Annotated in this window: 13 protein-coding genes; 9 read left to right on the top strand and 4 right to left on the bottom strand. The window is 73.7% G+C overall.

The features are described 5' to 3' along the window. The first annotated feature begins 82 nt into the window (after positions 1-82). The 8 genes from ABD292_RS06255 to ABD292_RS06220 all read left to right on the top strand — a co-directional run bounded on the left by ABD292_RS06255 (position 83) and on the right by ABD292_RS06220 (position 8,528). Positions 83-502 carry an SRPBCC family protein gene (locus ABD292_RS06255; RefSeq protein ID WP_344205928.1) on the top strand — a complete coding sequence of 140 codons (420 nt, stop codon included), beginning with the start codon at positions 83-85 and terminating at the stop codon, positions 500-502. Between the two features lie 146 nt (positions 503-648). Next, complete coding sequence (locus ABD292_RS06250) at positions 649-2,034, top strand: alpha/beta hydrolase (protein ID WP_344205926.1); 1,386 nt, start codon at positions 649-651, stop codon at positions 2,032-2,034. Positions 2,035-2,158: 124 nt separating this feature from the next. Continuing rightward, a complete protein-coding gene (locus ABD292_RS06245; protein WP_344205925.1) occupies positions 2,159-4,969 on the top strand; it encodes a Na+/H+ antiporter subunit A in 2,811 nt (936 codons plus the stop codon). Beyond that, a complete protein-coding gene (locus tag ABD292_RS06240; protein WP_344205924.1) occupies positions 4,966-5,772 on the top strand; it encodes a Na(+)/H(+) antiporter subunit C in 807 nt (268 codons plus the stop codon). Before ABD292_RS06245 ends, ABD292_RS06240 begins: the two co-directional genes overlap by 4 nt. Continuing rightward, complete coding sequence (locus ABD292_RS06235) at positions 5,769-7,352, top strand: Na+/H+ antiporter subunit D (protein ID WP_344205923.1); 1,584 nt, start codon at positions 5,769-5,771, stop codon at positions 7,350-7,352. The genes ABD292_RS06240 and ABD292_RS06235 overlap by 4 nt, the downstream gene beginning before the upstream one ends. Continuing rightward, positions 7,349-7,894 carry a Na+/H+ antiporter subunit E gene (locus tag ABD292_RS06230; protein WP_344205922.1) on the top strand — a complete coding sequence of 182 codons (546 nt, stop codon included), beginning with the start codon at positions 7,349-7,351 and terminating at the stop codon, positions 7,892-7,894. The genes ABD292_RS06235 and ABD292_RS06230 overlap by 4 nt, the downstream gene beginning before the upstream one ends. Further along, the gene (locus tag ABD292_RS06225; RefSeq protein ID WP_344205921.1) at positions 7,891-8,166 is read left to right on the top strand and encodes an MrpF/PhaF family protein; all 276 of its coding nucleotides are present in this window, start codon (positions 7,891-7,893) and stop codon (positions 8,164-8,166) included. The genes ABD292_RS06230 and ABD292_RS06225 overlap by 4 nt, the downstream gene beginning before the upstream one ends. After that, positions 8,163-8,528 carry a cation:proton antiporter gene (locus tag ABD292_RS06220; protein WP_344205919.1) on the top strand — a complete coding sequence of 122 codons (366 nt, stop codon included), beginning with the start codon at positions 8,163-8,165 and terminating at the stop codon, positions 8,526-8,528. Before ABD292_RS06225 ends, ABD292_RS06220 begins: the two co-directional genes overlap by 4 nt. Here the strand turns inward: ABD292_RS06220 and ABD292_RS06215 are convergent. From ABD292_RS06215 to ABD292_RS06200, 4 genes are all read right to left on the bottom strand, one after another. Beyond that, positions 8,441-8,998 (bottom strand): DUF6328 family protein, encoded by a 558-nt coding sequence (locus tag ABD292_RS06215; protein ID WP_344205918.1) that lies wholly within the window; start codon positions 8,996-8,998, stop codon positions 8,441-8,443. The two genes, ABD292_RS06220 and ABD292_RS06215, sit on opposite strands and share 88 nt — an antisense overlap. 66 nt (positions 8,999-9,064) lie before the next feature. After that, on the bottom strand, positions 9,065-11,095 hold the full coding sequence (locus tag ABD292_RS06210; RefSeq protein WP_344205916.1) for a xanthine dehydrogenase family protein molybdopterin-binding subunit: 2,031 nt from the start codon (positions 11,093-11,095) through the stop codon (positions 9,065-9,067). Continuing rightward, positions 11,092-12,063: an FAD binding domain-containing protein gene (locus ABD292_RS06205; RefSeq protein ID WP_344205915.1), complete on the bottom strand. Its 972-nt coding sequence runs from the start codon at positions 12,061-12,063 to the stop codon at positions 11,092-11,094. Before ABD292_RS06205 ends, ABD292_RS06210 begins: the two co-directional genes overlap by 4 nt. After that, complete coding sequence (locus tag ABD292_RS06200; RefSeq protein WP_344205913.1) at positions 12,060-12,548, bottom strand: (2Fe-2S)-binding protein; 489 nt, start codon at positions 12,546-12,548, stop codon at positions 12,060-12,062. Before ABD292_RS06200 ends, ABD292_RS06205 begins: the two co-directional genes overlap by 4 nt. Positions 12,549-12,655: 107 nt before the next feature. Between ABD292_RS06200 and ABD292_RS06195 the strand changes: the two genes are divergently transcribed. Beyond that, positions 12,656-13,798 carry an acetate/propionate family kinase gene (locus tag ABD292_RS06195; protein ID WP_344205912.1) on the top strand — a complete coding sequence of 381 codons (1,143 nt, stop codon included), beginning with the start codon at positions 12,656-12,658 and terminating at the stop codon, positions 13,796-13,798. The last annotated feature ends 8 nt before the right edge of the window (positions 13,799-13,806 follow it).

Below are 13,806 nucleotides of genomic sequence, written 5' to 3'. Positions count from 1 at the left end.
GGAAGGCCCCGGTTTGCGAGCGGATCACCCGGGTACTGCGGCAGATTGGAAACAACCCGGGAACGGATATCGGAGGGTCGAAATGGCGGAATTCGAGGCATCTCGCGGCATGCCGGCCGAGAGCACGATCGTGTTCGGCGTGGCCTCCGACGTCGCAGTGATGGACCGCTGGCTGCCGCGCGGCCTGCACGTCTCCGACGCGGGCCCCGACCGGGTGGAGGCCGAGGGCGACCTGGTGCCGGGCGAGGGGACCCACGAGGGGCTGTTCCGCGCGCAGGAGGACCAGCTGCGCGTCGAGTGGGGCGGCCGTGACCACCCCGACTACGCCGGCTGGCTCCAGGTGTCCGACTCGGCGAGCGGGACGAGCGAGGTCACGGTGCACATCTCGCTGCTGGACGAGCCCGAGGGCGGGGAGCGGTCGGCGGAGGTCCGCGAGCTGCTCGACCGTTCGCTCGACCGGCTGGCCGATGAGGTGAACCGGCGCGTCGAGGGCTCCGGCTGAGCTGAGAGACCAAGCTCCGACTGAGCGCCGAAATCCCCATTTCCGCCGCGCCGCCGGATTTTTCCGATCACTGCTCTTATTCTTGCAAATGATCTAATACAGCATTATTAAAGGGCATCGCAAGCTTTCACGTTCAGCGTTTGAGCATGCGACGCTCAATCCTTGTCATTTCAGCGGTCCTCACCGCTTTGCTCGCCATGACCGGTCTCGCCGGCGCCACCACCCATGACAGCAGGCGGCCGGCCTGGACGGCGTGCGGCGGCGGTTTCCAGTGCGCCACGTTGCGGGTCCCGCTCGACTATGCGAAGCCGGGCGGCCGGCAGATCAAGATCGCTCTGATCCGGCTGCCCGCCACGGGGAAGAAGATCGGCTCCGTGGTCCTGAACTTCGGCGGCCCCGGCGCGTCCGGCGTGGACCTGCTGCGGGCCGACAGGACGGTCCTGTCGGCCGCGCTGCGGCAGCGTTTCGACGTGGTGTCGTTCGACCCGCGCGGCGTGGGCCGGTCGGCCCCGGTGCGCTGCCTCGGCACGCTCGGCATAGACGCCTTCCACGCCGCCGACTCCACCCCCGACGACCGGCGCGAGCGCGCCGCGATCACGCAGTGGAGCAAGGCGCTGGCCACGTCCTGCACCGCCGGCTCCGGCAAGGAGCTGCTGCGGCACGTGGGCACCTACGAGGCCGCCCGCGACCTGGATGTGATGCGCTCCGCGCTCGGCGACGCCCGCCTGACGTACCTGGGCTGGTCCTACGGCACCTACCTGGGTGCCAGGTACGCCGACCTCTACCCGAGGCGGATCCGGGCGATGGTGCTCGACGGCGCCGAGGACCCGCAGCAGACGGGGGCCGAGTTCCAGCGCTCGCAGGCGCAGGGGTTCCAGGTGGCGATGAACGCGTTCCTGCGCGACTGCTTCAGGCGCGCGGACTGCCCGTTCAGGAAGCACACCCTGACCGCGGCCGGCAGGCGCCTGGACACGCTGCTCCGCCGGGCCGACCGGGCCCCGCTGCGCAACACCATGGACGGGCGGCAGGTCACCGAGTCGATCGTGCGCACCGGCATCATGGCCGCCCTCTACTCGGCCGACTCCTGGAAGTACCTGCGCGGCTCGCTGGCGATGGCGTTCAAGGGCGACGGCACCGCCCTGCTGGTCCTCGCCGACCTCTACAACGGCCGTAACCAGGACGGCACCTACAAGAACGAGTCCATGGCCCGCCTGGCGATCTCCTGCGTCGACCACCCCGAGACGCCGTGCCCGTACTGGCCGGTCAAGGGACGGAAGTTCACCAAGAAGGTGACGGCCCCCGGCTCACCGCCGATCGTGGTGGTGGGCACGACGCGGGACCCGGCGACGCCGTACGCGCTGGCCAGGTCGCTGGCCGCGCAGCTCGACCACGGCGTGCTGCTGACCAACGACGGCGACGGCCACACGGCCTACCACGGCGGTTCGTCCTGCGTGGAGCGCCAGGTCGACCGCTACCTGATCACGGGCCGCGCGCCGGCCCGCGGGGCCTGCCACGCTTCCGCCAAGGTCTGATGCCGCCAGCCCCTCCCCCTGGTGAGGGACTGGTCAACCCCGGCCGTGCCTGCGCGGCCGGGGTCGCGGCGTGGGCGAGATTGGGCGGACGAGACCGGTATGCCCGCCCCCGCCCGAGGAGCCCATGGAGTCGCTGCTGATCCTGCACGCGGTGGCGGCGGTGTGCGCTCCCTGGCTGGCCCGCCGGATCGGCGGGCGGCGCGCGCTGCCGGTGCTGGCGCTGGCTCCGGCGGCGGGGTTCGGGTACACGGCGTGGCTGGGGCTGAGCGGGCGGGTGCCGGCGGAGGAGGTCACCCGGTGGGCCCCGTCGACGGGGCTGGAGCTGGCCTTCCGCGCCGACGCGCTGGCGATGCTCATGATGGCGCTGGTCACCGGCGTCGGCGTGCTGGTGCTGGTCTACAGCGCCCGCTACTTCCCGGCCGGCGACGAGGGGCTCGGCCGCTACGGCGGCGTGATGGTGGCCTTCGCCGGGTCGATGCTGGGCCTGGTGACGGCCGACGACCTGCTCCTGCTGTACGTCTTCTGGGAGCTGACCACCGTCTTCTCGTACCTGCTGATCGGGTACGACCCGGAGAGCCGGATGAGCCGGCAGGCGGCGATGAAGGCGCTGACGGTCACCACGTTCGGCGGGCTGGCCATGCTGGCCGGGTTCGTGCTGGTCGGGACGGCGGCGGGCACGTACCGGATCTCCGAGGTCAGTCCCGGCGCCGTCGGGCCGGCCGCGATCGGGCTGATCCTGGCCGGCGCCCTGGCGAAGTCGGCGGTCTTCCCGTTCAGCTCGTGGCTGCCCGCGGCCATGGCGGCGCCGACGCCGGTCTCGGCGTACCTGCACGCGGCCGCGATGGTGAAGGCGGGCGTGTACCTGGTGGCGCGGCTCGGGCCGGCGGCCGGGGACCTGACAGGGTGGCGGGTGCCGGCGGTGGCGCTCGGGCTGCTGACGATGGTGCTGGGCGGCTGGCGGGCGCTGCGCGAGAGCGACCTGAAACGGCTGCTGGCCTACGGCACGGTCAGCCAGCTCGGCTTCCTGATCGCGCTGTTCGGGTACGGCACGCAGGGGGCGGCGCTCGCGGGCGTGGGCATGCTGCTCGCGCACGCGCTGTTCAAGGCGGCGCTGTTCCTGCTGGTGGGCGTGATCGACCACGCGACCGGCACCAGGGACCTGCGCGAGCTGAGCGGGCTCGGGCGGTCGATGCCGTGGGTGTGCGCGGCGGCGGTGCTGGCCGGGGCGTCGATGGCGGGGGTGCCGCCGCTGGCGGGGTTCGTCGGCAAGGAGGCGGCGTTCGAGGCGCTGAGCGGCGCCCCGTGGCCGCTGGCGGGCGCGGTGGCGGGGTCGGCGCTGACGGCGGCGTACACGTTGCGTTTCCTGTGGGGGGCCTTCGCCGCCAAGCCGGGGCTGGCGGAGCGGCCACTGGAGCGGCCAATGGAGGGGCAGGTGGAGCGGCCGGCCGCGGCGACGTTCGTGCCCGCGGCGCTGCTGGCGGCGCTCGGGCTGGTCCTGGTGCCGTTCTCGTCCTGGTACGGCCACACGATGGAGACCGGCTACGCGGCCTTCTTCCGCGACCCCGGGCACGCCGCCCATCTGGTGGTGTGGAGCGGGTTCGGCCTGCCGCTGCTGCTGTCGGCGGCGGCGCTGGCGGGCGGCGTGGCGCTGTTCCTGGCCAGGGAGCCGGTAGCGAGGATGGGCGCGCGGCTGCACCTGGTGGACTCAGGGCAGGCGTACTGGGCGTTGATCCGCCGCCTCGACCGGCTCGCCATCCAGGTCACCGGCGTGATCCAGCGCGGCTCGGTGCCGGACTACCTGCTGCTCGCGCTGCTGGCCACGATCGGCGTCGGCGTGTTCTCGGTCATCTACGGCGGCACGCCCCGCCTGGAGTCGCCGGTCGTGTGGTGGGAGCGGCCGGAGCAGCTCGTCGTCGCGGTGCTGACGGTCGCGGCGGCCGTGGTGGCGCTGTTCGCCCGCGCGTCCATCTTCCTGGCCGTCATCGTGGGCTTCACCGGGTACGGCACGGCGCTGCTGTTCCTCGTGCACGGCTCGCCCGACCTGGCGCTCACCCAGTTCCTGGCCGAGACGCTCAGCCTGGTGATCTTCGCGCTGGTGCTGCGGCGGCTGCCGATCGACCCGGTCAGAGGGCGGCTGGCCCTGCCGCTGCGCGCCGCGCTCGGCCTGGCCGTGGCCGTGGTGGCGACCGGCGCCGGCATGGAGGCGATGAGCGCCCGCACCGCCGCGCCGGTGGGCGGGCTCATGGAGGCCGCGGCGCGGGAGGCGGGCATCGCCAACATCGTCAGCGCCGTCATCCTCGACATCCGCGCCTGGGACACCCTGGGCGAGAGCTCGGTGCTGATCGTGCTCACGCTGGGCGTGACCAGCCTCGTGTTCCTGCGGCGGCGGTCGTACGCGATCGAGCGGGGCGAGCAGCCGCCCGCCGAGCGTACGCACTGGCTGGCCTCGACGCGGCCGGCGGAGAGGCGGATCGTGCCGTTCGAGATCGCGGCCAGGCTGACCTTCCACACGGTGCTGCTGCTGTCGGTGTTCCTGCTGTTCATCGGGCACAGCGGGGTGGGCGGCGGGTTCGCGGGCGGCATCGTGGCCGGCCTCGCGATCACCGTGCGCTACCTGGCGGGCGGCCGCAACGAGCTGGCCGTGGCGCTGCCGGTGCACGCGGGCGTGCTGATGGGCGTCGGGCTGACCCTCTCGGCGGCGACGGCGCTGATCGGGCTGCTGGCCGGGCAGGCGGCGCTCGACATGCTGGCCACCGACGTGACCGTACCGGTGCTCGGGCACGTGCATCTGTCCACGGGGCTGCTGTTCGACATCGGCGTCTACCTGTCGGTCATCGGGATGGTGCAGGACGTGCTGCGCGGCCTCGGCGCGGAGCTGGACCGGCAGATCGACGCCGGGGAGGGCGCGGAGCCGGACGCCGGGGAGGAGGGGTGAACGCGCCGCTGCTGCCCTTCGCCGCCTCCTGCGCCCTGATCGCGGCCGGGGTGGCGCTGCTGCTGGAGCGGAGCCTGGTCCGGGTGCTGGCCGGCGTGATCATGCTGGGCAACGGGGTGAACCTGCTCATCGTCACCGCCGGTGGCAACGCGGGCGTGCCCCCGTTCGTCGGGGCGGCGGGCAAGGCCGATCCGCTGCCGCAGGCCATGGTGCTCACCGCGATCGTCATCACGCTGGGGGTGACCGCGTTCGTCCTGGCCATGGTGCACCGCTCGTGGCAGCTCACCGGCAGCGACGAGGTCCAGGACGACACCGAGGACCGGCGGGTGCGGCTGCGCGCCCGGCGCGGCGCGCTGAGCCAGGCCCTGCACCGCCGCAACGACGCCTACCGGCGGCTGATCGCCGAGCAGCGGGCCGAGCTGGCCCGGCTGGAGGCCGAGCAGGCCGAACGGGAGCGGCTGGAGGAGGCGGACCTGGAGCGGCGCATCGACCGCGTCCACGTCGAGCTGGAGCAGTGGGCGCGGCGGCTGCGCGAGCGGGGCGCCACGGAGGAGGAGCTGCAGCGCCGCCTGGAGGAGGCGTCGCTGCGCGAGCCCGCCGTGGACAACGCGCTGCGCATCGAGGAGCTGCGGGAGGAGCACGAGCGGCGCCGGGTCACGCAGGCGGCCAGGGAGCGCGACCTGCGCAGGCAGCTCAAGGCGCGGCAGCGGGAGGCGCGCCGGGAGCTGCGCGCCGCCATCCGCCGCGAGCTGGAACGGCAGGCGCTGGCCCAGGACCCGGAGCTGGAGGGCGAGGACTCATGATCCTCGCCATCCCCGTGAACAGGGCCGTGCTGGAAGGGCTGGTGTGCGTGCCGGTGCTGCTGCCCCTGCTGGCCGCCGGGGTGAAGCTGGCCATCGGCGGGCGGCTGCGGCGGCTGCAGTCGCTGCTCAGCATCGGCACGATGAGCCTGACGCTCGCGGTGTCGGTGCTGCTGCTGGTGGCGGCCGACTCCGGCGGGCCGCTGGTGACCGAGCTCGGCGGCTGGCCCGCGCCCGTCGGGATCTGCCTGGTGGCCGACCGGCTCTCCACGCTGGTGCTGGTGGTGTCGTCGGCGGTGACGCTGTGCGTCATGGTCTACTCCATCGCCAACGCCTACGACGAGCAGGAGCACGACGCGCCGATGGCGATCTTCCATCCGGCGTTCCTGGTGATGGTGGCGGGGGTGGCCGACGCGTTCCTGTCGGGCGACCTGTTCAACCTGTTCGTGGGCTTCGAGCTGCTGCTCAGCGGCTCGTACGTGCTGCTGACCTTCGGCGGCACGGAGGCGCGGATCCGGGCCGGGGCGACGTACACGCTGATGGCGCTGGCGTCGTCGATGTTGTTCCTGATCGCGCTGGCGATCACGTACGCGGCCACGGGCACCCTGTCGCTGGCCCAGCTCGCCACCCGCTTCGCCACGCTGCCGACACAGGTGAAGCTGCTGGTGGAGCTGACGCTGCTGCTGGTGTTCGCGATCAAGGCGGCGCTGTTCCCGATGTCGGCCTGGCTGCCCGACTCCTACCCGACCGCGCCGGCCCCGGCGACGGCGGTCTTCGCCGGCCTGCTCACCAAGGTCGGCGTGTACGCGATCATCCGCCTGGAGGCGCTGCTGTTCCCCGGCGGCCCGGTCTCGACGCTGCTCATGTGGGTGGCGCTGGCCACGATGCTGACCGGCGTGCTCGGCGCGGTGGCGCAGACCGACATCAAGCGGATGCTCTCCTTCACGCTGGTCAGCCACATCGGGTACATGGTGTTCGGGGTGGCGCTGTCCACGGTCGCCGGCATGGCGGGCGCGATCTTCTACGTGGTGCACCACATCACCGTGCAGACCAGCCTGTTCCTGGTGACCGGGCTGATCGAGCGGCGGACCGGGACGACGTCGGTGAACCGGCTGGGCGGGCTCATGAAGGCGGCGCCGCTGATCGCCGTGCTGTTCTTCGTGCCCGCGATGAACCTGTCCGGCATCCCGCCGATGTCGGGCTTCCTCGGCAAGCTGATGCTGGTGCAGGCGGGGCTGGCGCACGGCGGGCCGCTGCCGGTGGCGCTCGTGGCGGCCGGGCTGGTGACGAGCCTGCTCACCCTGTACGCCGTCGCGAAGACGTGGGCGAAGGCGTTCTGGCGGGAGACCCGGGAGGAGCGGGCGGGCACGGTGGTGGAGAGCGAGGAGGACACCGGCGAGGAGCCGACGGTCACCACGACCACGCTGCCGGCGGCGCTGGCGGGGCCGGTGGCCGCGCTGGTGGCCCTCGGGCTGGCGTACACGGTGCTGGCCGGGCCGCTGTCGGCGCTGACCTGGCGGACGGCCGGCGAGCTGATGGAGCGCGAGCCGTACGTCTCGGCGGTGCTGGGAGACCGGCGGTGAACGGGCGGCCGCTGGCCCCGCGCGTGCTGGGCCGCAGGGTGCCGCTGCCGCTGGTGGCCTGGCTGACGCTGGTGTGGGTGACGTTGTGGGGCGAGGTGTCGCCGGGCAACGTGCTGGGCGGGATCGCGGCGGGCACGGTGGTGTCGTGGCTGCTGCCGCTGCCCGCACTCGACCCCGGCATCAGGATCCGGCCCGTCGCGCTGGCGCGCTTCCTGCTGTACTTCGGATGGGACCTGGTGGCCTCCACGGCGCGGGTGGTGTTCTACGTGTTCCGGCCGGGGCCGCCGCCCGCGCAGCTCGTCCGGGTGCGCCTGCGCACGTCGTCGGAGCCCATGACGGTGCTCATCATGACCGCGCTGTCGAACGTGCCCGGCAGCATCGTGGTGGAGGCCTACCTCGCCGAGCAGTGCCTGATGCTGCACGTCCTCGGCATCCCGGGCGACGCGACGGAGAAGGTGCGCGGCGACGTGACCGCGCTGGAGTCGCGGGTGGTGGCCGCGTTCGGCACCCGCGCGGACCGGGAGGAGCTGGGGACGCCGTGACCCTGGTGTACGCGCTGACGCTGGCGCTGCTCGGCGTGGCCGCCGCGCTGACGCTGTACCGGGCGGCGCGCGGCCCGTCGATGCTGGACCGGGCCGTGTCGCTGGACGTGATGACGTCGCTGTCGATGTGCGGCGCGGGCGCGTTCGCGGTGGCCAGGGACGACTACTCCGACCTGCCGATCCTGCTGGTGCTGTCGCTGCTGGGGTTCGTCGGGTCGGTGTCGCTGGCCCGGTTCTTCACCGCCCGGTCCGGCGGCAGGAGGCCCAGATGAGCGGCACGATGAGCTCGCTCGATCCGCTCGCCGGGGCCTGTCTCCTGCTGGGCGCGGTGCTGGCGCTGTCGGCGGGGGCCGGTCTGGTGAAGTTCCGTCACACGCTGGAGCGCATGCACGCCGGGACCAAGCCCCAGGTGGCCGGGGTGCTGCTGGTGCTGCTCGCCATGTGGCTGCACCGGCCCACCTGGGCGACCGCCGGGCCGCTCGCGCTGGTCGGGCTCTCGCAGGTGATCACCGTGGCGGTGGCGGCGTACACGGTGGCGCGGGCCGCCTACGCCCGCGACTCCTCACGGGAGGACGAGGACGACGGGACGTCGCTGCCGCCGGAGGAGCCGTCCGGCACCTCACCGGAGTCCTGATCGTCGCGGTCCTGATCGTCGCCGTTCGCCCGGTCGAGCGCCGCCTGCCCGAACCACGTCCAGAGGGCCAGCACGGCGATCGCGCCGGCGACGGGCCAGGCCAGCCGGGGCCCGAACAGGTAGTCGATCACCAGGCCGGTGGCCGCCGTCATCGACACGATCAGCGCGAGCGCGCCGAGGATGCCGTAGAAGTTGGAGCGCTTCACCAGCAGCTCCTTGCGGCCCTGACGGAACAGCACCCGGTGCTGCGCCGTGGGCGCGATGTAGCAGATCGAGGCCACCGCCGCGCCGACCAGCGCCGCGAAGAACAGCCACCGGTCGGCCGGGGCCAGCCGGTCGAACTGCTGCGAGAACGGCACGGTCAGCAGGAACGCGAACAGCACCTGCACGCCCGTGACCGCGACGCGGGCCCCCTGCAGGAGCTCCACGAAATTGCGGTCCGCCCGTTCCTTGTCCGATTCTCGGCTCACGCGCCCTCCTGTGCCGTCGCCGCGGAATGCGGCGTGAAGAGCGATCTACTTCCACGTAAAAAAGTGTCAAAACCTGGCCATGACGATCTTGGCCGGGGTGATCGGCAGCTCCCTGACGCGGTGGCCGATGGCATGGTGGACGGCGTTGCCGATGGCGGCCGCGGTGCCGACGATGCCGATCTCGCCGATGCCCTTGCTGCCCATCGGGTTGAGCCGCTCGTCCTCCTCCTCCAGCCAGACCGCCTCGACGTCCGGGACGTCGGCGCAGGCCGGGATGTGGTACTGGGCGAGGTCGCGGCGCAGGAAGCCGCCGAACTCCTCGTCGGTCAGCGTCTCCTCCATGAGCGCCATGCCGAGGCCCATCGTCATGCCGCCGATGAACTGCGAGCGGGCCAGCCTGGCGTCCACGATGCGGCCCGCGGCGAACACGCCGAGCAGCCGCGACACGCGGATCTCGCCGGTCACGGCGCTGACCCGTACCTCGGCGAACTGCGCGCCGAAGGCGTGCCTGGCCAGCTCGGAGTCCTGCCCGACCTCCTCGGTGGTGTCCGCGCGGCCCTCCCTGCCGTCCTTCTTCAGCTCCTCGCAGGCGCGTACGACGGCCGACCCCCAGGAGGCCGTGCCCATCGAGCCGCCGGCGACCGGCGCGGCCGGCAGGTCGCTGTCGCCGAGCTCGACGTGCACCCGGTCGGGGGCGACGCCCAGCGTCTCGGCGGCGATCCTGGTGAGCGCGGTGCGCGCGCCGGTGCCGATGTCGGCCGCGGCCACCTGGACGAGGAAGCCGCCGTCGCGCACGCACGCCACGGCCTGGCACGGGCTCCGCTTCGCCGGGTAGGTGGAGGCGGCCACCCCGGTGCCGATCAGCCACTCCCCGTCGCGCCGGACGCCCGGCTCCGGGTCGCGCCGCTCCCAGCCGAAGCGGCGGGCGCCCTCGCGCAGGCAGCCGGCCAGGTCACGGGAGCTGAACGGCAGGCCGCTCTCCGGCTCGGTCTCGGGCTCGTTGCGCAGCCGCAGCTCGACCGGGTCGACGCCGGCCGCGTAGGCCAGCTCGTCCATGGCCGACTCCAGGGCGTACATGCCGGGGCACTCCCCCGGGGCGCGCATCCACGACGGGGTGGCGACGTCCAGCCGGACCAGGCGGTGCGCGGTGCGCAGGGCCGGGGTGGCGTACATGACACGGGCCGGGACGGCGGTCTGCTCGGCGAACTCCTTCAGCGTCGAGCTCTGCTCGTAGGCGACGTGCTCCAGCGCGGTCAGCCGGCCCTCGCCGTCCGCGCCGAGGCGCAGCCGCTGGATGGTGGGTGTGCGGTAGCCGGTCACGTCGAACATCTGCTGCCGGGTCAGCGCCACCTTGACCGGCCGGTCCGTGACGCGCGCGGCGAGGGCGGCCAGCACGGCGTGCGGCCGGGTGGTGCCCTTGGAGCCGAAGCCGCCGCCGACGTGCCTGGCCACCACGCGGACCCGGCCGGGCGGCAGGCCCAGCGTCTTCGCGATCATGTCGCGGTCGGTGGTGGCGCCCTGCGTGGAGTCGTAGACCAGCAGGGTGCCCTCGGCGTCCCACACGGCGAGCGCGGCGTGCGGCTCCATCGCGTTGTTGTGCAGGACGGGCGTCGTGTACGTCACGTCCACGACGGTCGCCGCCTCCGCCAGCCCGGCCTCGACGTCGCCCTGCTCGGTGTCGGAGGGGAAGTTCGGGTTGACGACCTCCGGTCGGTAGAGGCCCGGGTGGTCGGCGCGCAGGCTGACGTCGTGGTCGGCGGGCTCGTACTCGACCCGGACGGCGTCGGCGGCGGCGCGCGCCTCGTCGTAGGTCTCCGCCACGACGGCGGCGATGATCTGGCCGCGGTAGGCGACCTCGCGCCGCTGGAACAGCGCCAGCTCGGCGTCGGCGTCCTCGGCCAGCTCGGGCGGGTCGGCCACGGACAGCACGGCGAGCACGCCGGGCATGTCGAGCGCGGCGGCGGCGTCCACCCGGGCGACCCGGCCCTTGGCGATGAGCGACTGGACGGGATAGGCGTACGCGACGCCCTCGACCGGGTACTCGGCCGCGTACGTGGCCAGCCCGGTGACCTTGACGCGGCCCTCGACGCGATTCACGGTGCCAGCTCCTCCAGCGTGTTGACGATCAGGTCGCGGGCCATCGGGACCTTGTAGGCGTTGCGCGGCAGCGGCCTGGCCTGCTCCAGCTCTGCCTCGGCGGCGGCCAGGAACGTCCCGCCGGTCGCCGGGCGGCCGATCAGCTCCCGCTCGGCCCGCTCGGCCCGCCAGGGCACGTGCGCAAGGCCGCCGAGCGCGATGCGGCACCCGGCCACGGTCCCGTCGGCGGCGACGTCGAGCACGGCCGCGATGGACACCAGGGCGAAGGCGAACGAGGCCCGCTCGCGCACCTTGCGGTAGAGGGACGCGCCGGGCGGCGGCGCGGGCAGCTCGACGGCGGTGATGAGGTCGCCGGGCTCCAGCACGGTGTCGCGTTCCGGGGCCTCGCCGGGCAGGCGGTGCAGGCCGGGCATGGGGACGATGCGGTCGCCTCCAGGGCCGGTGACGTGCACCTCCGCCTCCAGCGCGGCCAGCGCCACCGCCATGTCGGACGGGTGGGTGGCCACGCACGCGCCGGAGTGGCCGAGCACGGCCAGGTTGGAGTGGTCGCCCTCGATGGCGGGGCAGCCGGAGCCGGGCCGGCGTTTGTTGCACGGCCTGCTCACGTCCTGGAAGTAGGCGCAGCGGGTGCGCTGCAGCAGGTTCCCGGCCACGGTGGCCATGTTGCGGATCTGGCCGGAGGCGCCGGTGAGCACCGCGCGGGCGAGCATCGGGTAGCGGGCGCGCACCAGCGGATGGGCGGCGAGGTCGGTGTTGCGCACCGCCGCGCCGACGCGCAGCCGGCCGCGGACCTCCTCGACCGCGTCGAGCGGCAGCCGGCTGACGTCCAGCAGGTGCTCGGGGCGGGCCACGCCGAGGCGCATGAGGTCGACGAGGTTGGTGCCGCCGCCCAGGTACATGGTGCCGGGGCGGTAGCGGCGCACGGCGTCGGCGGCGCTGGTGGCGCGGGCGTAGTCGAACGGCCTCATCGGGCGACCTCGGAGATGGCGCTGACGATGTTGACGTACGCGCCGCAGCGGCACAGGTTGCCGCTCATGCGCTCCCTGATCTCGTGCGGGGTGAGCTCGGGGTCGTCCAGGAGGTTCTCGGTGACGGCGCTCGGGCCCGGCTCCCCGAGCATGCCGGCCGCCGAGCAGAGCTGGCCGGGGGTGCAGTAGCCGCACTGGAAGGCGTCGTGCTCGATGAAGGCGGCCTGCAGCGGGTGCAGCTGCTCGCCGTCGGCGAGCCCCTCGACGGTGGTGACGGAGAGGCCGTCCATGGCGACCGCCAGCGCCAGGCAGGAGTTGGCCCGCCGCCCTTCGACGAGGACGGTGCAGGCGCCGCACTGCCCGTGGTCGCACCCCTTCTTCGAGCCGATCAGCCCCAGCCGCTCGCGCAGCAGGTCGAGCAGCGACATTCGGGGGTCGACGTCGAGCGGGTGCGGCCTGCCGTTCACCGTAAGGCGGATGTCCATGAGCGCTCGCTACCCGACCTGATCGCCGGGCAACCTCCGGGGGCGGTAAAGCGCCTTCGTCCGCAGCCGTCCGTTTTGCGCGGGCGGTGGCGGGTAGCCGGGGGCGCATGGGCCTGGCGTTCGACGAGCGGATGAGCGAATCGGCGGCGGTGCTGACCGTCAACGCGGGCTCCTCCAGCCTGCGTCTCGACCTGGTGCAGGGCGGCTGCGTGCTGGACAGCGCGCACGCCGAACGGGCCGCCGACCCGGCCGCGGCGCGGGAGGAGCTGGCGCGTTTCCTCGGCGGGCACTTCGACCGGGACATCCGGGCGGTGGCGCACCGCCTGGTGCACGGCGGCGAGGCGGTGCGCGCCCCGGCGGTCGCCGACGACGAGACGGTGGAGGCGCTGCGCGGCGTGACGAGCCTCGCGCCGCTGCACCTGCCGCCCGCGCTGGCGCTGCTGGAGGCCGCCCGCGAGCAGCTTCCCGCGGTGCCGCACGTGCTCTGCCCGGACACCGCCTTCCACGCGGAGCTGCCGGAGGAGGCGGCGACGTACGCGCTGCCGCGCGAGTGGCGCGAGAAGCACGGCCTGCGCCGCTACGGCTTCCACGGCCTGTCCTACGCCTGGGCCGCCGACCGTACGGCGGAGCTGCTCGGCCGGCCGCTCGCCGAGTTGGAGCTGCTGATGACGCACCTGGGCGGCGGGTGCTCGGCGTGCGCGCTGTCGGGCGGGCGCAGCGTGGACACCTCGATGGGGTTCACGCCGCTGGAGGGCATGCCCATGAGCAAGCGCTCGGGCAGCGTCGATCCCGGGATGCTGACCTGGCTGCTGGCCGAGGGCCGCCTGAGCCTGGACGAGCTGAGCGAAGGGCTGGAACGGCGTTCCGGGCTGCTCGGCCTGTCCGGACGCTCCGGCGACACCCGCGAGCTGGTCGCCGCCGAGCGCGACGGCGACAAGGACGCCGGGCTCGCGCTGCGCGTGTTCGCCCACCGGGTGGCGCGGGAGATCGCCGCCGCGGCCACGTCGCTGCCGCGCGTGGACGCGCTGGTGTTCACCGGCGAGATCGGCTGGGACCAGCCCGAGGTGCGCGAGGCGGTCTGCCGGCGGCTCGGGCCGCTCGGGATCGAGCCTCCCGCGCTCACCGGCCGCCGCGACGACGGGCCGGTCAGCGCGGACGGGGCCGCCGTACCCGTTCTGGTGGTGCAGGTGCGCGAGGAGCTGCAGCTCGCCCGCGAATGCCTGCGCGTCCTCGGCGAGGAGGACCCGTGACCCGGGCC

Source organism: Nonomuraea bangladeshensis (assembly GCF_039529455.1).
Lineage (GTDB): Bacteria > Actinomycetota > Actinomycetes > Streptosporangiales > Streptosporangiaceae > Nonomuraea > Nonomuraea bangladeshensis.
Note: the sequence above shows the minus strand (reverse complement) of the source record. Positions and strands in the feature narration are given on the sequence as shown.